This is a genomic window from Bradyrhizobium sp. 62 (genome assembly GCF_023073035.1).
Lineage (GTDB): Bacteria > Pseudomonadota > Alphaproteobacteria > Rhizobiales > Xanthobacteraceae > Bradyrhizobium.
In genome coordinates this window covers 21539-41478 of the sequence record NZ_JADPIT010000028.1, presented here as the reverse complement: position 1 = coordinate 41478, position 19940 = coordinate 21539, and the positions used below count along the sequence as shown (strand labels likewise).

Below are 19940 nucleotides of genomic sequence, written 5' to 3'. Positions count from 1 at the left end.
CATGAACGGCGCGCTGCCCTTCATCACCGCCGCCGCGCTGCTCGCGCTGGCTCTCGGGTTCCTGGCGAGTCGCGGCAAGGACATGAATCTCGAACAATGGGCCGTAGGCGGGCGCAGTTTCGGCGCGATGTTCGTATTCCTGCTGCTTGCCGGCGAAATCTATACCACCTTCACCTTCCTCGGAGGCAGCGGCTACGCGTACGGGAAAGGCGCTCCCGCCTATTACATTCTCTGCTACGGGACGCTCGCCTATGTGCTCTCCTATTTCATGCTGCCGCCGATCTGGCGATATGCCAAGGACAACCAGCTCTATTCCCAATCTGACTTCTTCGCGCGCAAATACGACAGTCCGATGCTCGGCCTGATCGTAGCGCTCGTGGACGTTGTGGCATTGATTCCCTATCTCGTGCTTCAATTCAGGGGCCTGGGCATCATCGTCGAAGTCGCCGGCTATGGCGCGATCTCCTCGAGCGTGGCGGTCTGGATCGGCGCCATCATCGTCGCAGCCTATGTGATGGTCTCTGGCGTGCACGGCTCCGCCTGGACCTCGGTGGCAAAGGACATCATGATCGTAGCCGTCGTTGTCTTCCTCGGGATCTATCTACCTTATCATTATTACGGCGGGCTGGGATCGATGTTTGCTGCTATCGAACAGGCCAAGCCGGGCTTCACGGTGCTGCCGCCGCACGGCGAAAGCCTGTGGTGGTTTTCGTCGACCGTGCTGCTCACCGCGCTCGGCTTCTACATGTGGCCGCACTCGTTCGCGTCGATCTACACCGCCAAGAACGCCACGGTGATCCGCAAGAACGCCGTCGTGCTGCCGCTCTATCAGCTAATCCTGCTGTTCGTCTTTCTCGTCGGATTCACGGCGGCCCTGCAGGTTCCCGGACTAGCCGGTTCGAACATCGACCTCGCCCTGTTCAAATTGTCAGTCAAGACGTTCGATCCCTGGTTCGTCGGCGTGATTGGTGCGACGGGCGTACTCACGGCACTGGTACCCGGCTCGATGATCTTGATCACCGCCGCAACCCTGATTGCCAACAATCTCTACCGCGCGGTCAACCCGTTGGCCGACGACCGCCAGATATCGCGGCTCGCAAAGCTGTTAGTGCCGCTCGTTGGGCTGGTCGCGGTATTCTTCACCCTCAACGGCGGGGAGACCATCGTGGCACTCCTCCTGATGGGCTACAGTCTGGTGACCCAGCTGTTTCCTTCCCTGGTGCTCAGTCTCGCAAAACGTAATCTCGCGACTAGAGAGGGCGCCGCCGCGGGGATCCTTGCCGGCGTCTCCACGGTCGCCGTCGTAAGCCTGACCGGCGCAAACTTTCACGCGGTGTCCTGGCTGCCATCGCAGGTTCAAGACCTGAACATCGGCGTCGTCGCGCTCGCGGTGAACGTGGCGGTCCTGTGCGTCGTCAGCTTTGCGACGCGCCTCGCTGCCAAGCCGTCACAGGTTGCCGCAGAATAGCTGCCAGGCCGTGCGTAGGCCCATCAGGCTGGATAGCGCCGACGCGCGTGCACTTGGCGGCAATCCGCGTGAACGGCGCGCACGAAGGGACTAAGCTCAAACTGAATTGCGAATTCAGTGATAGTAGGGATTCTGCGCCGAGGGGACAGCTTGCCGCCTTACCCCATGAGGTCGATCAGGAGCACAGAAGCGCTGGTGCGGAGTCCCGCGAGAGGTACCATGCCGGCACGACGAATACGTTAGGCGGCGCCTTCGGCTCCGTAAGCTTGATGCGAAGCAAGGTTAAATTGACCAGGGCAAAGATTGCGAGTGTCAATCGCGATGTCCATTCGGCCAGCCCCGTGAGCGGAACGCCGAGCGCGAGGATCAGGATCGCCGCGACGCCGCACAGGGTCGCGACGATGGGCGTGCCGGTTCTGAGGCTTACCTTGGCGAGAATCGGCGGAACATTGCCTTGGTCGGCCAAACCGTACAGCACTCGAACAATCATGATCATGTGGACGATGATTCCATTGACGGTGGCCACGACTGCAATCGCCCCCAGAATCTGGGGAGGAAGTCCGGTCAGTCGCTGAAAACCAGCGCCAGCGGAGCAGGGGAGTGGGCGAGTTCGTCCGACGTCACAGCCGTAACGGCTATCCAGACGACCGCGGTATAGAGAACCGCCGTCGCGCCTAGCGTGATGAAGAGGGCCGTCGGGAGGGTCCGGCGAGGATTTTTTACCTCCTCCGAGATATTAACGAGGTGTTCGAAGCCGATGAAAGCGAATACGGCAAGGAACGAGGTCCGCGCGACCCCGGTCCAAGCGCCGAAGTCCGCAATAGCGGGCCACATTTCGGGCAGCCGCGACACCAGCCACCCTCGAACAAGCCAGCCACGACGATGAGAAGCAAGCCTCCGATCTCCACGATCGTCATCACGCCGGCGAAGCTGATGGACTGGACCGCCGAGAGGCAAGCGACGGCCCCCATCGCCAGCACGACGCCAGCGATGATCCAAGCCCCCGGAAGCGGTCGGAAGACCCCAATGTAGCCGGCGCTCCCGACGGTGATCGTGGCGCCGGAAATCGTCGCTGCAGCGACGACCAATAGCCCTGTAGCAGCGCCAAACCGTTTCCAATGGAAGGCAGCCTGCACATAGGCGGCCTCGCTCGCCGCGACCGGCAGCCGTGTGCCGAGTTCGGCAAAGGTCCCAGCTGTCATGCCCATCACGACCGCTGCAGCCAGAAACGCCAGAGGAGCGTGCATGCCGCTACGTGCAGCGGCTGCGCCCACCAGACGTAGATTCCGGCCCCGATCGTGACACCCAGTCCATAAAGGACAGCATGGGTCAGTGTGAGCGATCGCAGAAGCTTCGGGGGGTTATCAGAGGTCATTTTCCAACCGCGCGATAATGTGCGTAGGGGCGACAGGCTGTTTGCCATCAAGTTGCGAGGAGTGCTCGAGCCTTATCAATCGCCCTCGCTCATAAGCGCAGGCAAAGCTCTAGCCGAAGAGTGTGGAGCCAATAGGCCGGCCTGCAGCCAAACCGCCAACCTCAACCAGCGCAATGGCGGAGTCCCGGCTATCACCACCACCGGCACGGCCGGGCTGCCGCCCTGCAGATCGAGCCGGAATACCGCACCAGGAACCGGGGGTCTGGCTGGGATCATCTGCTCATATGCGGCTTCCGAACGGACCTGCCCAAGCCGGGATGGCTGCAACCCTCGAGCCTCGAGCCCAAGGGCCCTTATCCGGTGCACCGCGGCCCGGAAGAACTCCCGCTTTTGGGAAGCTAAGCCGCGTTGAAATGCTATCGCACGGTAAGTTACCGGTAATTCGCCGGTAACTTGTCCGCCAAATGCAGTGCGATCGGCCAGGCTTGGTAGTCCGGCCCACCAAGATCCCGTGGCGAGGATCGTCGTGTTCGACGGCTCGCCATTCGGGTTGCCGCTTGCGCATTCTGTTTTCATACTCTGGGGATGCAGCTGTAATATAGCCCCCGGTCCCGATATGCGATCTCTGCCAACCCAGCTTCAGAGGCCTGATTTCGCAGGTAGATTGCGCTCGCGGACAGATGGGACCGAGGCGGATTACCGGAAGCGCTGCGACGGTATGGAGCGCACCCTTGCCCGCAAGCGCGGGTCACCTGTGGGCATCGCCGATGTTGTCGAGGACTTGCGCGCACGTGCCAAGTCACTGGCGAAGGCTTCTTACTATCTTTATCGGGCCACTGTTCTGCAGCGGATCCGCGACCTTTTTGCGGAGGGCGTGCTGGATGAAGAGGGCATCCAGAAGCTCGTTGCTCGGCTGACGCCGGAAGATGGGACGGCCTCTATCGGCACATGTGTGCCCGAAAAACGTACGTCCGCTCAGTCGCGAAAGCACGTACGGGCAGTATCCTTCAGCACCCTGGCCTTTATGTCCTATGCCAAGAAGACGCGCACCTACGTCATCGTTGGCGCCATGATGGAATACGGTCCAGACCTAGTCACGCGTCCATGCGAACTCATCGGCGGTATCATGACGGGGAGATGGCTCTCAATTCGAGCAGCAAAGTGTACGAATGGAAGGGGTGTCGGAGAGATCCGAAACCTAGGCCTGAAGGACGCCTTCACCGATTTCGATCTGGAGGAAGTCCGTGATCTGCTCACGTTGCTTCGAGAGGATTTGCAGAAGGTTGGAGGCGACCGGTCAAAGCTCGTACGGCGCTATGGCGCCGCATTGCGGCGATTGCGGCAGGGTGTTTCCTGGGCAAAGGGCATAACCTTGAAGTCGACGCGAGCCCAAGGGCGCGCTAACCTCGCGCGCGCTGGTTATACGGCTTTCGAAATTGCCTCGATCATGGGTCATGCATCGGCCGAGACCTCGGCGTCGCACTACGGCAGGAAAAGCCAGGGCTGGAAGTCCAGTCACAATCGCCGGCCATTGGCCATCTCCGAACGAGCGCTCGGAAGAGTGCGGCCGGGGGCGCGAACGAAAGCGAAGATTGCGCGGGGTCAACCCCTCACGTTCTCCGAAACCCGAGACGCTTTTGCCGGACCAAAGCCGGCTTAAGCTCAGCTGAAATCGCTCGCTTGGGGCTGGTAAGAAGTGCTGGAAAACTCCGATCGATTGCGGTGTCCTGCTGACCAGGTTTTGTCTAACTATTAGATTTGATCCACAAGAGGAACGCCTCGCGTGCAGAAGTCGACGCGTCGGACCACGCTAATTTCAGCGCAGCCAAACCCAGCAGGTCGTCCGTACCTTCGATGGCGTCGGAAGACTGCAGTTCTAAGTGCGGCGCAGCATCCGTCCCTGCTTCCCCGGCTGGCTCATTCGATTCCTTCCATGCCTGCACGGCAGAGACCTCGGCACCCGCCGTCGCCTGCTGAATGAGATTTTCTTGGGTAGCAGGGGGCAGCAGAGGCAATGCATCAAGCTCTGCGCCGTGGTCGAGACTGGTTCCCGCGACCCGCGCTAGATTGATGTGCCCGTTCTGGAGGGCTTCGACCAATACGTTGTCGAGGTGCCGGCGGACGAGGACGCGATCCGATCCGGAAGGCGTGCCCGGCGTGCGGCAAGCCGATGAAAGCTGTGTCCGAGGAAGCTTCAGAACGGCCGCCGCGGTACGTCTGCACCAATTGCAACGATGACCCGCTGCGCGACCCCGCCGCCCGCAAGTGGGCGGACGGCCCGCTGCGCCCTCCGGAGCCGTAGGCGTTCGAGCTGCGCGCGGTCTTGGTGTCGAGCATGGAACGGGCTCGGCCGGACACCGTTGATGTGGCGGGCCCGCGCGAATGCGCGGCCTGCGTGGCTCCGCCCTCAAGCCCCCCAGCCCCAAAAGGCGGGGCCACGCTCATTCCACCACGTCCTTTCGCAGAATTTTCCGTTGATCGTAACTTGCGTGAATCCCCGGCTTGCAGGGTTCAGGCAGAATTCTGCTTTCGCGCTGGGGGAGACCTCCAATGTTCGATGCTGAAACCACGCGCTTTTGCGCGCCGTTCTCGACGAGGTGAGCGACGGCGTATCCCGCAACGAGACCGCCGCCCGCACCTATGTGGCCTCCATAATCCTCGAAGCCGCCAGCAAGGGCGAGACCTCGGTCGACGGGCTCAAGCAGATCGGCGCCAACGCGCTTCGCGAGGCGCCGATTGTGCGGCATTGACGCTGCTCTCAAGCGAGCACGCGCCCAGCGCCGCGCGGCCTCTAAGCAAGGCGTGTAGTCATTAAAGCGACGGGAGCCATGTCCGGTTTGCCGTCAACACCTGCCCAAGAGTGGATCGCCTCCGAGGTCGCAGATGGGCCAACTGCAGAAGTCACGCCGAGCTAGTGGCCATAGGCAATGTAACTTCGAATGTCGAACCTTGGGGCCCCGATTTGCTAAGGACCAAACGGCCGCCATACCTCTCGATGATAGTACGACATATAGCTAGTCCCAATCCCATGCCCGAAGGCTTTGTTGTAAAGAACCCTTCAAAAATGCGGCTCCGATCCTGCGCGGGCACTCCGGTGCCGGTATCCTGAATAAACAGGACGACAAACGAATGCCGTTCCATCCGCGTGCCAATGTTCAACCGGCGGCAGTTGCGGGGAGCAGAAGCCATCGCCTCCATGGCGTTTTTTATCAAATTCAAAACCACCTGCTGCAACTGTGCTGGATCGGCATGTACCAAGGGCGCGTCGACCCGAAACTCCCTCTCGACAAAAACTTCATCAAACTGCAGATCGTGCTGCAACAGCCGTAAGACCTGGCGCGCGACCTCCTCAACGCTAGTAATGGTCGGTTGATCGGTTGCGTCTTTGAAAAGCTTACGAATGCTTGTGATCGTGTCGTTTACCCTCAGGCTGGCTTGTCCAATGTCGTTAAGTATGGCTCCAACCTCTTCAAGCTGGGGAGGCTGCGCGACAAGGACCTGCTGAGCGGTTTCTGCGTTTAGTGCTATTGATCCCAACGGCGACCTAATTTCATGAGCAATCGCCGCAGTGGCTGCATCTATGCTCATAAAGCGATTGGCACGCTCGCGCCGCTGCATCACCAACGCGTTGGCCAGCCGCGCGTAAAGGACAATCATTTCGGTGACCAAAACTGACAGCAGTAGACAGCTGGCGATCAGAGCAAATCCGCGAGCGCTGTACCAGCCCACGGAAAATCGTGCCGAGCCCGCGTATGCGGCTACCAGAAAATTAGGAATCGCCGCGAACAACGTGACCATCAGCCACAAATCGAGCACCGTGCGGCTGCGGACAAAAAGCACCAGGAGAACGAAGCACCCCAACAGGGTGAAGCCTATGTTGAATTGATTGCTGAGCGGAGTCTGCAGCATGAGACCCGTCGTGAAGAATTTTGGTAGATGCTCGACTTCGCCTATCGCCAGCCACGAGAACAGAGCGATTGTCGCGATTGAACACAGTAGCGTGATTGCAATGTTGCGCCTCACCGATCGCGGCGATTGCTCTTCTCTACCTTTGAGCAACGCATAAGAAAGGATACTCAGGGGAAATGTCGTGTACCAAAGCACGAAGAACCAGGCTGGCGTGTTATAGACGTCGCCTATGAGCCCATTGGGCGCGTAGCTGCCCGGAAAACTCAAAGTCTGCAGAAACGCAAACGAGCCAGCGAAGATGTATCCGCTCGCCGCGAACAGCAACGCGCGATGCGGCTGGACTGAATATTGCGCGAACAAGAGCGTGGCCGTTAACAGATCAGCCGCGCTCATTACTGTCTGAACGACCGGAAGAAAGCTGTCCAGTCTACCAATTTGCAAATTTACGAAAGGAGCAAGAAGCGCTGAAACGGCAAGCATGCCGGCCACGACACCGATAGCCATCGCTCGGTGTCGCGGGGTGTAGGGCAGCAAAGCTACTACAAGCGGAGGATCCTCATCTGCAGCGACTGCGAACTGGCGAGTGTCTGCTTTAAGCATCGTGGTCCTCCGCGACTGATGTTAGCAGCATATCGAAGGCTTAGACTCCCGGCAAAATGTCTGCATTGGGTCAAAATGCGAAGAAGTCAACCTGAGCAAATCTTGTCCGCCATGCCTCAATAAGCGGACCTCGTGGAGCGATGCTGCCACTCGCCGAACGGCCAACAAGAGACCACTCGCAAGGTCACCGACGACTTGGCAGCATTCGTTGCATGACGCCGTCGCGGTAAATGAAAATGTGGGCGAAGGCTGCGGCCACATGAACGCCGATTGCGATCAGCAACGCCCACTCCGCAATCTGATGCCAGCCGTCGATCTGATGGATCGCGACCGGGTTTTTCCCGGCCAGCATCGGCAGCGGGATCAGATTGAAATAGGAGACCGACCAGCCCCGGAACGATGCGAACAGCCACCCTGTTATGGTTGCAGCGAGAACCAGAACATAAAGTAGCCAATGCACCGCCTCCGAGGACACTCGCTGCCACGGGGGGAGTGAACTCTCCGGCGCCACCGGATGGGTGATACGCCAGACAAGCCGTAGCAAGATCAACGCGAGGATGGTCAGACCCAATGAGATATGGAGCGTCATGGCCCTGCCCGGCGGACCCGCATGAACGTCTGGCATAAGCCAACCAAGCGAGAACTGAACAGCCAGCAGGGCGACGACGAGCCAATGGAGGACTTTGGCCGGGGTACCGTAGTGCAGCCGATCAGTCATAAGGCCCTACTCGATCTGGAAGACGCGCTGCGTGCTGTCTTTCCAGCAGGTAGGGCGATACGGCGCCCGGCACAACAGATACCGCCATCTGTCGTTCCCAATAGCCATGATGGCGCGCGGGGCGCACGATCGACGATTGATCCAGCTGCTTCCGGGAACATTCGGCAATCCGTGGCGTTTGCGGCCTACCCGGCCGTATGCCAGGCGCCCATGAACCGAAGGAGTAGCCATGGACAAGAAGATCGCTGGACTATTGGGAGCAGTGGCGACGCTCGGCTCGTTTACCGCCGCCGATGCTGGCCCTGCGCCGGCTGCGGCGGACGTTTTGCACGCCAATTCATTCGCCGACTTGCTGGAGCCGATCCCGAACGCTGTCGCCCTGCTTCAGGCGGTTGACGAATCTACGCCAGTTCAGACGACCGGGAACGTCCAGCTCGCCCAATTCTACCATCATCACCACCACCATCATCACCATAGCTTTTATCGTCACCATCACAGCTACTATCCGCGCGTCGTCGTCGTGCCCCGGTATCGCCGACACCATCACCACCACCATCACCACCATCACAGTTTCTATCGCCGCGACTATTGATCTGCGCGCGACCGACATTGATCAGACAGGACCTCCGGGTCCTGTTTTTTGTCCTATTCCCGCCGGGCCTTTTCCTTCGCGGCGCGGTGCAAATGCCGGTAGGTGCCGTCAAACACGGTGTTGGTATCGGACGTCCACTCGGTCCCGGCCGCCAGGTTGGGCCGGTTGGCGTAGATGCGCCGCGATTGCAGTTCGCGCTCGGCGCATTCCTCCTCGCTCATCGGTTCGAGATCGAAATTGGCTTCCTCCGGGATTACGATCAGCTGAGCGAAAGGCTCGTTCGCCCTGAAGATATGGGTTTGCCCCTCGACAGGCGCCTTGAAGACGCAAAAGAAAAGCATCGGCCACCAATTTCGGATCAGAGCCGGTATCGCGACCGGCACGGTACCGGTGCGGTCGGTATAGAACCGCGGATGGGGTTCGGTGCGAACCGCCAAACCCTTCTCGACCTTGAGGTCGAGCAGGATTTGATAGGTGTAGAAGGCATCGCCGAACTTCCGAAATGGCGGCCACTCGGCCCCGCCGTCCGGCGGCTCGCCCCAATCCGCATCGAAGTTCAAATGGCCCCCTGTGGTGCTGACGTGAAGCTCAAAGTCGTAGGGGTAGAATAACTCGATCCCGTACTGTGCGCCCTCCGAAAACGGCACACAATGCCAGACCTGCTCGCGCGAACCGTCGGCGCGCGGGTCGCGCTTCCCGGCCCAACCTGGAATCTCAAGTTTGGTCCGGCGTGGTGCCAAACGTGGGTTATTCAGGCGATATTTGACTTTACTCATCATACCCCGGGCGTCAGGTGCTGCGGAACTCAAACCAGCAAGCGGTACCGTGGTTCCATCCTTGAGAGGGCCGGTGCGTCTCAGGTTCGTCGCAACCGCCGCGCTGGCACCCCAGTTCTACTCTCGGTCAATCTCGTCCGTTTGCCCACGAGGCGTCTGATCGGATAAGCGGATATCTATAGATCCGGACGGCATGTCTCGAACGGCCAACAACGGTCATGGACCACAATACCAATCGATGAGCTTGTAGAACCGCTCGCTTCGCCTCGGCTGCCGATGGTCGTCCTCCTCTAGCTTCGGCAGGAACCTTAATGTGCCCGGCATGTTCAAAAAGCGACGTTTAAGGGTGATCGGAAAGGCCATGAACGCAACCAGCAGAATAATTGCAGTCACAACAGCGGTTTTGATCGCATCTGGAGCGGCGGCTTTGGCACAAAGCGGACCTCCAAGCGACGACGCGCGACGACAGCCACTAAGCGGTCAAGATAAGCAGTTTCTAAGTTACGCAGCCGAAGACAATCAAGCCGAAATTCAACTTTGTATTCTTGCGGAGAAGAAAGCGCATGATCTCGCGCTCAAAGCGTTTGCCCGCCTTATGGTCAACGACCACGTTGGCGTAGAGAGTCGTTTGGCCGCACTTGCGAACGGTGAACAAATAGAGTTGCCTAATGGCAATGGCGAAGAAGGCGATAAGACGTTGTCGAAAATGCAACTGACTAAAGCGGCAGATTTCGACAACGAATTTTTGAAAGCGCAGATTGAAGACCATGCGAATGATATCAAGAAATTCTCTGACATCGAAAAAACCACACAGAACGAAGGCGTAAAGCGCTTCGCAGCCGAAACGCTGCCTATCCTGCAGCAGCACGCGCGTTTGGCCAAAGCCGTCAAGGCAAGCCTTTGACAGGCGAGCCGGTGCTGCTGTCCAGCGGCGCCGCGCGGATCAAGCGTACCCAAGCATGAAGATATCAGCGGGCAGGCGGGGGCTGATCGCGAAGACTTCCACTCTGAGGCAAACAGGCGACCTCCCGTATAAAGCTGGGTGCTACTCGGTCCTTGGCTGCGAAGTCCAATTGACCGAATGCCGTCCAGGCCGCTGCGGAAGGATAGCCACGAGCAAGACAATTGCAGCGAGAATGACTACGGAAGCAAAAGGACGACTTAGGGCGAGCCCGCCATGGCTGATTGGCTTGTCCAGAAAATCTCCAACAGTGGCCCCCAGAGGACGCGTGAGAATGAAGGCTGCCCAGAACAGAAACACCCGCGATACCTTGCTCCAGTAATACAGCGCCGCAAGCACCACAAGTCCCGCACTAAACAGTAGAGCGCCTCCATCGTATCCCAGTCCGGTGTCGTCGGCGATCCAGTCCCCGAGAGCAGTACCCAAGGTTTGCGAAAACGTAATCGTGATCCAATAGAATAGTTCGGTCTTTGGGGACGTTACCGTCTCCACACTCACTGAGCCCAAAGTCGCGTACCACGCAGCAAGGGAGCAAAGCACACAGGCCAGCAAGATGGATGAGCCTCCCACATAACCGATCCCCAAGGAGCGATCAAAAAAATCCGCCAGCGCGGTGCCGACGGTCGTGGAAGCAACAATGGCGAGCCAGTAGACCCAAGGATTGAACTTCGTCGTTGAAATCTGAGCAATGACTGCGGCAACGAAAATGGCCAGAAAGATTGCAATTCCGATCAGATATCCGCCGTTCTGGGCATTCTGATCTGCGTGGAGCCAGCTCATGGTCACCGCGTCACCACCAGTCTCACCCAGAGTGGTGGCAAGGATTTTGATCACCCAGAAGCCGAGCGTGACGGCAGGTACTTTGCTGAGAATGTCATTGGCGCTCTGAATGTCTTGTGCGCCCTGAAACCTCATTTAACGTACTCCTGCATACCCGTGTCGCCGGCCCCGGACGGCCAGCAAACGGAACGCTGCAAGTCCCTGAAAAGTTGCCGCGCAAAAGCCAAGCCGCTGGAGCGGCCGCTAAGGGTCAACAGGGCCCGGTCACGCTCAAACTCGGAGCTTCCGCTGTGCATCGGTAAGCCGACGTTTACATCCTAGTCGAGGCCCGCGCCGCGAGGTAGGTGCCTCGCATCCAAGTGCACCTGATCGACACATCGTTGCACCGGCCTCGGGTAGACTTCCTCTATCCAAGGCTCGTCGGCGAAGCAAACGTCCTCGATGTTCGACAACCGAAGGCAGATCCAGCTGGCTTTGACCGGACGCTTCGTGCTCGAACTTACCTCCACAAGGAGAATGCGCGCTCCTCACCGGCGGCGTGGCCCAGAGTGTACGGGCAGACGGTCTGGCGCTTGCCGCCATGGCTCACGTGAACCGGCCGGCGTGGATCGCTTGTCTGAGCGCCATGAAGACCTGGCTGTGGCCTTCGCTCAGGATCTGGAACGGTCGCGTGCGACCGCGGCGGGGTCGGTACGCGGCGAAGCCCGGGTTGAAGGTCGCTGCCTTGGGTGATTCCGATGCGCTCCATCATCGCAAAACTCGTCCGGTCGACGAAGGAAAAACCGTGAAGACTAAGGCGTTAGACCGCTAATCATGATCGACGGGACGGAGCTGGTGTTAATCGCCGCACGCTTAGCCCGTGGCGAGGCGCCAATGTAAGCCAGCCTCATGATGTTGGCCTAGGCGGGTCGCGCTGGCGGCCACCTCTCACCCGGTCTCCCGACCCGGCGATGCGTGCCGGTGCTCGCTCGCGATAACCCTCGCAGCCTTGTGCCACCGTTTGCAGATCCGATGGCGTCTCCTCGCAAGCTTCGAGGGCTCCCCATCGGCCCGGTGCTGAACGCAATTACTCGGAGTGTCTAGCTGCGGCGGGCGCGGTAAAGTTGGGACTGTCTCGACTGGGCTACTCACGACGCCACTGGATCCGGGCTCACTTACAATGGCTCTTCGTGCTGTGGTTCGCGCGCGCCGAACGAGTAGCCCCACGTAGCCCGAAAGCGCGTTTTCTGCAGAATGAAGCGGATTCACAGGGCTACAAAATCAAGCTAGGGTGCTGATTTCATTGGTGCCGGCTGAGGGGATTGAACCCCCGACCTTCGGTTTACAAAACCGCTGCTCTACCGCTGAGCTAAGCCGGCGACGCCTGGAGAAGCGGGCAGGGACCAGCATACGCCGGAGCCCTCCGCCCGTGCGCGCCGCAATACCAGACTTGACCGGAAAGTGCCAGAACCCGCGATCCCAGATGCAGACATGAATCAGGCGGCCCGAAGGCCGCCTGATCTGTCGCATTCGGTTCAAACCGCCTTACTGGCAGATGTGGCGACGGCCGTCTTGGCCCTTGAACCAGGTGCCGGGCGTGCAGACGAAGCCGTTGCGCTGGGCGTAGGTGCGGGTGTCCCAGCCGCGGTTGTCCCAAGAATTATTCCACGAATTATCCCAGCCATTGTCGTAGGCGTAGGCGTCGTTGGTGGCACGGAACGGGGCGGTTGCGATCGCGCCCGCAGTCCCGATGGCTGCGCCGGCCACGCCAGCGGCTGCTCCGACCGCGCCGGCGGCGACGTCGGTCGGCCAGAAGCCGGTGCGGCTCCTGTTCCAGTCGTTATTCCAATCGCCGTTGTTGGTCTGGCGATAGGACACGCGACGATGCCGATAGCCGCTATCGGTGTACGGATTTCCCGGTCCGACGTTCTGGCAGTTGGCGTTGGGGAATTGCGCCGCGCAGCGGCCGGGATTGGTGATCACGGCCTGCGCCATGGCAGAGCCCGTCACCAGGGTCGCCGCAATCGCCGTGGCTCCGAGAAGTTTGATATTCATGATTGTTGGCTCCCATTTTGTTGACGGGGGCTAAACGCCGAGGACGCCGGACGTTCCGCTGAAACCGGCGGATTTTTGTCAGCAACAGTCAAACGGAAGTGAGCACGCCCCATGGTTCCGGACTGCTCGGTCCGGCGGCGTTAATGCTTCGCTAGTTCGCCTTGCAGCATTTGAGCGGCGCGTAATCCTTACACATTAGGCTTACCAGCAATTGGTGAGAGGGCCTTAACCCTCTCTGCGTCGCCATCGGGTAGGTTTGTCGCCGGATAAATGGGATTTCTTCATGCGCGTTGTAGCGCTCGCTGCCTTTCTGATCGGACTGCCCGCGACGGCGTTTGCCGGCGGCGGCTTCGATATCGTCGTTCCCGGTCGGCCGGGCGTGCCCATCATCATCAACAACATCGACGCGTCCTATGCCGTGGTCGAGGGGACCTGGGGCTTGGGGAAGAACGTCCAGGTGCAGCCCACCATCTATGGCGGACGCTATGTCGCCGAGCGCCAGCCCACGGACGTCGGCCACTACTACCCGACGCTGGGCCTGCGGCCCGGCTACGGCCGGCTCGAAGTCGAGCCGCCCGCGAACCGCAAATTGCCCAAGCCGCCCGAGAGCTATCACCAGAGCTGGGGCGCCCAATCGGCGCCGCTGCCGCCGCAGATGGACGTGCCCGTCAATCCGCCGCCGGTGATCCTCGCGCCTGAGATCAACGACTATCCGCGGCGTCCTCGGCCGCGGCCGCGTGCAGAGATACCCGGCAGGCCGCCGGGTTAAGAAACGAAAACAACAAACTAAAATCAACAGGAGAGAGTAATGCGTCAGATGATTTCGGGACTGGTCGCGGCGGCTGCCGTGATGTTCGTCGCCACCGCGCCCGCCGCGGCCTGCGGCTTCAATCCGTGCCAGCCGGTCGCGCCGGTCTATTCCGGCTGCAACACCGGTTGCGGCGGTTACGGGGCCGGCTACGGTTACGGCTACGGCGCCTATGAGCGTCTCGCCGAGCCCACCACGCAATATTATCACGTCAATCAGGGCCCGACCTACACCGGCCCGGGCGCCTTCGCGCCGTATCCGACCTACCGTGAGGACGCGGTGGTTGCGCCCGCCAATTACGGCTACGGCCGTGGTTATGGCTATGGGCACGGCTATGGCTATCGCGCCGCCGCGGTCGAAGCCCCGGCCGCCTATCCCTACCGCCGCCCGTATTACCGTCCGTATCGCTACGGCTACGGCCCGCGCGCCGGCTATCTGCCGCGCACGCACTATGGCTACGGTCCGCGCTACGGCTACGCTCCGCGCCATGCGCCGTACTATGGCGGCCACCGCGTGCTGCGCCGCTATTACTGATCGCTTGATCGGTTGAACCAACGAGACGCCCGTCCGCGATGCGGACGGGCGTTTTGTTTTGTTACCGCTTCATCAGCCCGAGCCGGCTGGCGCCGACATAGAGCGAGAGCACGGCGGCATTCGAGACGTTGAGGCTCTTGATCTCGCCGGGCATGTCGAGCCGCGCCACGACGCTGCAGGTCTCGCGCGTCAATTGCCGCAGGCCCTTGCCTTCCGCGCCCAGCACCAGCGCGAGCGGCTCGCGCAGGGTGACCTCGGAAAGATCGGCGCTGCCTTCACTGTCCAGCCCGACGGTCTGGAAGCCGAGCTCGTTCAGCGTGGTCAGTGCACGGGCGAGGTTTTGCACCGTCACCATCGGGACCAGCTCCAGCGCGCCGGAGGCGGCCTTGGCCAGCACGCCGGTCGCTTCCGGACTGTGGCGCGCGGTGGTGACGATCGCCTTCACCGCAAACGCCGCCGCCGAGCGCAGGATCGCGCCGACATTGTGCGGGTCGGTGATCTGGTCGAGCACCAGCACGATGCCGTCCTGCTCCAAATCCTCGATGTCGGGCGAGGGCAGGGGGTCGGCCTCGGCGAGCAGGCCCTGGTGCACGGCGTCGGGCGACAGCAGCCGGTCGATTTCCTGGGGCCGGACAATCTCGGGCGTGACCGGGATCGCGATGTTCTCGTCCGCCAGACGCCTTGCGGCGTTCTCGGTCAGCGTCAGCTTGCGGATCTGCCGCAGGGGGTTGGCGAGCGCCATGGTGACGGTGTGCCAGCCATAGAGGATGACGGGACCGTCGGTGTCCGAATCGCGATCGCGCCGGGCCGGGCGCCCGGCGGATTTTCCGGGCCTGTTGAAGGGCTTAGACCCGCCGCGGGGGCCCCTCGGGTTGAATTTTCGATCCTTCATGGGCTCGCTTGTGTCACGGGTCCCGGAATATGGCAATTTGGGTGGCTTCGGGGGCGATTTTAGCTGTTCGCCTCGGTTGACTTTACCCCATCGCTTCGCCGATAACCGCGCCCGGTCGCGCCCCCATCCGGGCTGTCGCGGCCTTCACGTTCCATGGCCGTCTTCGGTCGCCGGCAAGGTCCGGCCCGATTGTGCTGCCGTCGAGCGGGGGAGTGTCCCGAGTGGCAAAGGGAGCTGACTGTAAATCAGCCGCCTTATGGCTTCGCAGGTTCGAGTCCTGCCTCGCCCACCAGCCTTCGCTCGCTTCGCGAGCTACGGCTCGGCAAGCCGGCACCGATGGTCATGGCGCGAAGTGAGCGAAGGCTGTCGCGCCGTAGCCCGGAGGGCGCAGGCGGACTGGCGAAGCGCGCAAGTCACCCCATCATCTCCCGCACCATCGGCACCACCTTCCGCCCGTAGAGCTCGATGCTCTTCATCAGCTTGCCATGCGGCAGCGGGCCGGCCGAATATTTCAGCTGAAACCGCGATATGCCGAGTGTCTTTGCCGTCTTGGCGATCTTGCGCGCGACCGTCTCCGGCGAGCCGAGATAGAGCGAGCCGTGCTCGGCCTCGTTCACGAACTCGTCGCGGCCCATCGGTGGCCAGCCGCGTTCCTTGCCGATGCGGTCGCGCATCGCCTTGTAGTCGGGCCACAGCTCCTCGCGCGCCTTTTCGTCGGTCTCGGCGACATAGCCTGGCGAGTGCACGCCGATCGGCTGTGCCGGGCGGCCGAACTCCCTGAACGCGCGATGGTAGAGATCGACGAAGGGCGCGAAGCGCGCGGGATCGCCGCCGATGATCGCGAGCATCAAGGGCAGGTCGTAATGCGCCGCGCGCACCACCGATTGCGGGCTGCCGCCGACACCGATCCAGGTCTTGAGCGTGCCGTTCTCGACCGGGGGATAGACCAGTTGATCCTTTAGCGGCGGACGCAGCTTGCCTTCCCAGGTCACCGGCTTTTGCGACAGCAGTGCCGCGAACAGGTCGAGCTTCTCCTCGAACAGCTCTTCGTACTTGCGCAAATCAAAGCCGAACAGCGGGAAGGATTCCGTGAACGAGCCGCGGCCGAGGATTACCTCGGCCCGCCCGTTCGAGAGTGCATCCAGGGTGGCAAAGCGCTGGAAGACGCGGATCGGATCGTCCGAGCTCAGCACCGTCACGGCCGAGCCGAGATGGATGCGGCTGGTCCGCGACGCGATGGCGGCCAGCACGGTCTCAGGGGAGGAGATCGCGAAGTCGGCGCGGTGATGTTCGCCGAGGCCGATGAAGTCGAGGCCGAGCTCGTCGGCGAGCACCGCCTCGTCGACGACGTTGCGGATCGCTTGCGCGTGCGGAACCATCGCGCGGGAGGCGTCCCTGGTGACGTCGCCAAAGGTGTCCAGTCCGAATTCGAGCGGTGCGGTCATTGATGCGGTCTCTGCGGGCGCGGCTTGCGCGCCTGTCACTGGGGGAGGGGATTGCTTTGGTTGGAGCTAAGCAGCGGGGACTGGTGCACAATGCTGCTTCGAGAAACCCATTGTTTCTCTTTTTTCATGGTGTCGGGGCCCACCGCCCGCGGCTCAGTCGGACCTGGCGAACATCTCGACCAGGGTGTCGCGCAGCCAGCGCTGCGCCGGTACGGTGTCGTTGCGCTGGTGCCAGAACAGGCTGACGATGCGTGGCGGCGCCTTGAGCGGAAGCGGCATCGCGTGCAGGAACGGCGCGTGCCGGGATTGCGAGCGCAAATCGCTCGGCAGCACGGCGATCAGGTCGGACTGGCGCACGATTTCGTAGGCGGCGCTGTAGTGATTGACGGTCGCGACCAGGTTGCGCGACAGCCCGCGCGAGGCGAGGAAGAGGTCGTAGGACGGCAATGTCTTGCCGGCGAGGCTCACATCGACATGCCCCGCGTTGAGGAAGCTGCGCGTGCTCAGCCGCTTCATCGCCGCGAGCGGATGGCCGCGCCGCATGAAGCAGGCGTAGTCGACGGTCCACAGCGAGCGCGAGCGGATGGCGGCCGGCTGCTGTGCTTCGTTGACATAGACGCTCAACACACAATCAACGCGATTGTCCTCGAGCTGGTCGGCGATCTCCACGACCGTGTTGGGGACGGTGTGGATGCGCGCCTTCGGCGCGACCTTGCCGAAATGGTTCAGCAGGTTCGGCATCACCAGCGAGGCGACGTAATCCGACATCGACAGGCTGAACTCGGTCTGCGCACGGCGCGGATCGAACACCTGCTCGTCGAGCGCGCCGCGGACGGTTTCGAGCGCTTCGCCGATCGGCTCCCACAACACCACGGCGCGCTGGGTCGGACGGATGCCGGTGCCGGACCTGACGAACAGGGGATCGCCGAGCGCGTCCCGCAGGCGTGCGAGCGCGTTGCTGACCGCCGGCTGCGTCATCAGAAGCGCGTTCGCGGCGCGCGTGACGCTGCCCTCGGTCATCAGGGCCTCGAACACTTTCAGCAGGTTGAGATCGAGCGAGCGGAACGACAGAACATTCACCACAGTGATGTACTAGATCATGATTATAAATTATGACGATAATATCTCCTTGTCTATGGTTCCCCCAGGGAATGAGCGGAGTGCCGGGCCGCCAGACAGAGGGGACTTTCATGTCGATGATCTCGGCGCGCATCGAGCGCCTTCCATTTGCGCGCTTCCACGGGCATCTACTGCTGATGGGCGGGCTCGGCTACATGTTCGACGCGATGGACGCAGCCGTGCTGGCGTTCATCCTGCCGGTGCTGCGCACGACTTGGAATCTGTCGAGCGTGCAGATCGGCGTGCTCGGCAGCAGCACGTATATCGGCTTCCTGTTCGGCGCGCTGCTGGCGGGCACGCTGGGTGACCTGATCGGCCGTCGCGCGGTGATGATGTCGGCGCTGGCGCTCTATTGCGTCGCCTCCATCGTCAGCGCGGCGGTGAACGACTGGTCGTCCTTCTTCGCCGCCCGCGTGGTCGCGGGCATGGGCACCGGCGCGGAGAGCGCAATCATTGCGCCCTATCTGGCGGAATTCGTCGCACGGCGTTACCGCGGCAGCTTTACCGGCGCGCTCGCCGGCTTCTTCTCCTTCGGTTTCGTCGCGGCGGCCTTGCTCGGCTATTTCATCGTGCCCGCCTATGAGAACGGCTGGCGCATCGTTCTGGTGATCACCGCCGTGCCGGTCGTCATGCTGTTGTGGTGGCGCAGGGCGTTGCCGGAATCGCCGCGCTGGCTGGAAAGCCAGGGCCGGGAGAAGGAAGCCGCAGCCGTGCTGGACAGGATCGAGGCCGGATTTGTGAGCCAAGGCCACGTCCTGCCGCAACCGGTCGTCGAAATCACGGCGTTTGCCGTGACGGGTGGGACGCTGCGTGCCAATTTCGCCGCGCTCCTCGCCGGCCGCCAGGCGCGCATCACCATCATGACCTGGATCATGTGGCTTACGATCACGTTCAGCTATTATTCCTTCTTCGTCTGGATCCCCGGCCTTCTGGTCCAGAACGGCATGAGCATCACCAAGAGCTTCGCCTATTCGATCGCGATCTATTGCGCGCAGATTCCCGGCTATTTCAGCGCTGCGTACTTCAACGAGCGCATCGGCCGGCAGGCGACGATCGCCTCCTACATGGTGCTCGGCGGCGCCAGCGCGCTCGGACTTGCATTCGCGCAGAGCGACCAGCACATCATGGTCGCCGGAATTCTACTGTCCTTCTTCATGAACGGCACCTATGCCGGCGTCTATGCCTATACCGCCGAGGTCTTTCCGACGGCGGTGAGAACCACCGGCGCCGGGCTCGCCTCCGCGATCGGCCGCATCGGTGCGATCGTCTCGCCGATCCTGGTCGGCTACCTCTATCCCAACTTCGGCTTTGCCGGCGTGTTCGGCCTCACCACGAGCGTGCTGCTGTTAGGCGCGCTCACCGTGGTGCTGATGGGGGTGCCGACGCGCGGCCGTTCGCTGGAAGAGATCGCGGCGGGTGAAGTCGCATGAGGGAGACGAAACACCGATCCGATCCGCTGCTCTGCGCCGTGGCGGCCGCGCAGGGCAGGGCGGATCAGCCGGATGCCCTGTACTCGGCGCTGGACGACGCCTTGAAATCGGCGATCGGGCACAAGCTGTTCACGATCCTGACCTATGACGCCGACACGAGGGAAGCAGCGCGGGTGTATTCCAATTTGCCCGGACCTTACCCTGCGGGCGGACGCAAACGTCTGGCGCCGGGGCCGTGGACCGAGGCCGTGCTCGACCGCGGCGAGGCGTATATCGGCCGGACCCGGGACGATCTGCGCGAGGTGTTCTCCGATCACGAGCTGATCGCTTCGCTCGGCTGCGAAAGCGTGCTCAACATGCCCGTGCGCTGGCGCGGGCGCACGCTCGGCTCGCTCAATCTGCTCCATGAGGCAGGCTGGTACGTCGAGGACGATAGCGCCGCGTGTCTTCCATTCGCCCAGCTCGCCTTGCCCGCGCTGCTCATCCAGTCCTGATAAGA

General features: G+C 61.6%; 20 protein-coding genes and 2 tRNA genes. 10 read left to right on the top strand and 12 right to left on the bottom strand.

The annotated features are described in order from the left end of the window. The first annotated feature begins 1 nt into the window (after position 1). Positions 2 to 1468 (top strand): sodium:solute symporter, encoded by a 1467-nt coding sequence (locus IVB47_RS26635; protein ID WP_247399125.1) that lies wholly within the window; start codon positions 2 to 4, stop codon positions 1466 to 1468. Positions 1469 to 1643: 175 nt separating this feature from the next. Here IVB47_RS26635 and IVB47_RS26630 read toward each other — a convergent pair whose 3' ends face one another. Both IVB47_RS26630 and IVB47_RS26625 read right to left on the bottom strand, forming a co-directional pair. Beyond that, positions 1644 to 1994 carry an amino acid permease gene (locus IVB47_RS26630; protein ID WP_247399123.1) on the bottom strand — a complete coding sequence of 117 codons (351 nt, stop codon included), beginning with the start codon at positions 1992 to 1994 and terminating at the stop codon, positions 1644 to 1646. Positions 1995 to 2032: 38 nt separating this feature from the next. Beyond that, complete coding sequence (locus tag IVB47_RS26625) at positions 2033 to 2320, bottom strand: amino acid permease (RefSeq protein WP_247399121.1); 288 nt, start codon at positions 2318 to 2320, stop codon at positions 2033 to 2035. 1241 nt (positions 2321 to 3561) lie between these two features. Between IVB47_RS26625 and IVB47_RS26620 the strand changes: the two genes are divergently transcribed. Continuing rightward, a complete protein-coding gene (locus tag IVB47_RS26620) occupies positions 3562 to 4503 on the top strand; it encodes a hypothetical protein (protein ID WP_247465742.1) in 942 nt (313 codons plus the stop codon). Between the two features lie 85 nt (positions 4504 to 4588). Here the strand turns inward: IVB47_RS26620 and IVB47_RS26615 are convergent, their stop codons facing one another. Then, on the bottom strand, positions 4589 to 4942 hold the full coding sequence (locus IVB47_RS26615) for a hypothetical protein (RefSeq protein ID WP_247465739.1): 354 nt from the start codon (positions 4940 to 4942) through the stop codon (positions 4589 to 4591). A gap of 477 nt (positions 4943 to 5419) precedes the next feature. On the opposite strand from IVB47_RS26615, the gene IVB47_RS26610 reads away from it, so the two are divergent. Beyond that, the gene (locus IVB47_RS26610) at positions 5420 to 5593 is read left to right on the top strand and encodes a hypothetical protein (RefSeq protein WP_247399109.1); all 174 of its coding nucleotides are present in this window, start codon (positions 5420 to 5422) and stop codon (positions 5591 to 5593) included. Between the two features lie 151 nt (positions 5594 to 5744). Here IVB47_RS26610 and IVB47_RS26605 read toward each other — a convergent pair whose 3' ends face one another. Together IVB47_RS26605 and IVB47_RS26600 are read right to left on the bottom strand one after the other, a co-directional pair. Further along, positions 5745 to 7352: an MASE4 domain-containing protein gene (locus tag IVB47_RS26605; protein WP_247465736.1), complete on the bottom strand. Its 1608-nt coding sequence runs from the start codon at positions 7350 to 7352 to the stop codon at positions 5745 to 5747. Positions 7353 to 7536: 184 nt separating this feature from the next. Further along, complete coding sequence (locus IVB47_RS26600) at positions 7537 to 8070, bottom strand: cytochrome b (protein WP_247465733.1); 534 nt, start codon at positions 8068 to 8070, stop codon at positions 7537 to 7539. 229 nt (positions 8071 to 8299) lie between these two features. On the opposite strand from IVB47_RS26600, the gene IVB47_RS26595 reads away from it, so the two are divergent. Beyond that, positions 8300 to 8662 carry a hypothetical protein gene (locus IVB47_RS26595; RefSeq protein WP_247399034.1) on the top strand — a complete coding sequence of 121 codons (363 nt, stop codon included), beginning with the start codon at positions 8300 to 8302 and terminating at the stop codon, positions 8660 to 8662. A gap of 53 nt (positions 8663 to 8715) precedes the next feature. On the opposite strand, the gene IVB47_RS26590 is transcribed toward IVB47_RS26595, so the two are convergent. Beyond that, complete coding sequence (locus tag IVB47_RS26590) at positions 8716 to 9438, bottom strand: hypothetical protein (protein ID WP_247465759.1); 723 nt, start codon at positions 9436 to 9438, stop codon at positions 8716 to 8718. Positions 9439 to 9799: 361 nt separating this feature from the next. On the opposite strand from IVB47_RS26590, the gene IVB47_RS26585 reads away from it, so the two are divergent. Next, entirely contained in the window at positions 9800 to 10342 is a 543-nt protein-coding gene (locus IVB47_RS26585; protein ID WP_247399038.1) for a DUF4142 domain-containing protein, read from the top strand. A gap of 141 nt (positions 10343 to 10483) precedes the next feature. On the opposite strand, the gene IVB47_RS26580 is transcribed toward IVB47_RS26585, so the two are convergent. The 3 genes from IVB47_RS26580 to IVB47_RS26570 all read right to left on the bottom strand — a co-directional run bounded on the left by IVB47_RS26580 (position 10484) and on the right by IVB47_RS26570 (position 13213). After that, positions 10484 to 11314 carry a hypothetical protein gene (locus IVB47_RS26580; protein ID WP_247465730.1) on the bottom strand — a complete coding sequence of 277 codons (831 nt, stop codon included), beginning with the start codon at positions 11312 to 11314 and terminating at the stop codon, positions 10484 to 10486. 1148 nt (positions 11315 to 12462) lie between these two features. Next, positions 12463 to 12537 (bottom strand) — tRNA-Thr (locus tag IVB47_RS26575). 166 nt (positions 12538 to 12703) lie between these two features. Next, on the bottom strand, positions 12704 to 13213 hold the full coding sequence (locus IVB47_RS26570; RefSeq protein WP_035961364.1) for a hypothetical protein: 510 nt from the start codon (positions 13211 to 13213) through the stop codon (positions 12704 to 12706). A 283-nt stretch (positions 13214 to 13496) separates the two neighbouring features. On the opposite strand from IVB47_RS26570, the gene IVB47_RS26565 reads away from it, so the two are divergent. Continuing rightward, positions 13497 to 13982, top strand: a complete 486-nt coding sequence (locus tag IVB47_RS26565) for a hypothetical protein (protein ID WP_027567569.1) — start codon at positions 13497 to 13499, stop codon at positions 13980 to 13982. A 39-nt stretch (positions 13983 to 14021) separates the two neighbouring features. Beyond that, positions 14022 to 14555: a hypothetical protein gene (locus tag IVB47_RS26560; protein ID WP_247437764.1), complete on the top strand. Its 534-nt coding sequence runs from the start codon at positions 14022 to 14024 to the stop codon at positions 14553 to 14555. Between the two features lie 61 nt (positions 14556 to 14616). Here IVB47_RS26560 and rlmB read toward each other — a convergent pair whose 3' ends face one another. Further along, on the bottom strand, positions 14617 to 15447 hold the full coding sequence (gene rlmB, locus IVB47_RS26555) for a 23S rRNA (guanosine(2251)-2'-O)-methyltransferase RlmB (protein WP_247287088.1): 831 nt from the start codon (positions 15445 to 15447) through the stop codon (positions 14617 to 14619). A gap of 206 nt (positions 15448 to 15653) precedes the next feature. Between rlmB and IVB47_RS26550 the strand changes: the two genes are divergently transcribed. Beyond that, positions 15654 to 15739 (top strand) — tRNA-Tyr (locus tag IVB47_RS26550). 121 nt (positions 15740 to 15860) lie between these two features. Here the strand turns inward: IVB47_RS26550 and IVB47_RS26545 are convergent. Further along, positions 15861 to 16892, bottom strand: a complete 1032-nt coding sequence (locus tag IVB47_RS26545; RefSeq protein WP_247465727.1) for an LLM class flavin-dependent oxidoreductase — start codon at positions 16890 to 16892, stop codon at positions 15861 to 15863. A gap of 153 nt (positions 16893 to 17045) precedes the next feature. Further along, positions 17046 to 17972, bottom strand: a complete 927-nt coding sequence (locus tag IVB47_RS26540) for a LysR family transcriptional regulator (RefSeq protein ID WP_247465724.1) — start codon at positions 17970 to 17972, stop codon at positions 17046 to 17048. Positions 17973 to 18082: 110 nt separating this feature from the next. Between IVB47_RS26540 and IVB47_RS26535 the strand changes: the two genes are divergently transcribed. Together IVB47_RS26535 and IVB47_RS26530 are read left to right on the top strand one after the other, a co-directional pair. Further along, positions 18083 to 19441: an MFS transporter gene (locus IVB47_RS26535; RefSeq protein ID WP_247465720.1), complete on the top strand. Its 1359-nt coding sequence runs from the start codon at positions 18083 to 18085 to the stop codon at positions 19439 to 19441. Next, positions 19438 to 19935: a GAF domain-containing protein gene (locus tag IVB47_RS26530; RefSeq protein WP_247362070.1), complete on the top strand. Its 498-nt coding sequence runs from the start codon at positions 19438 to 19440 to the stop codon at positions 19933 to 19935. The genes IVB47_RS26535 and IVB47_RS26530 overlap by 4 nt, the downstream gene beginning before the upstream one ends. Positions 19936 to 19940 lie beyond the last annotated feature (5 nt).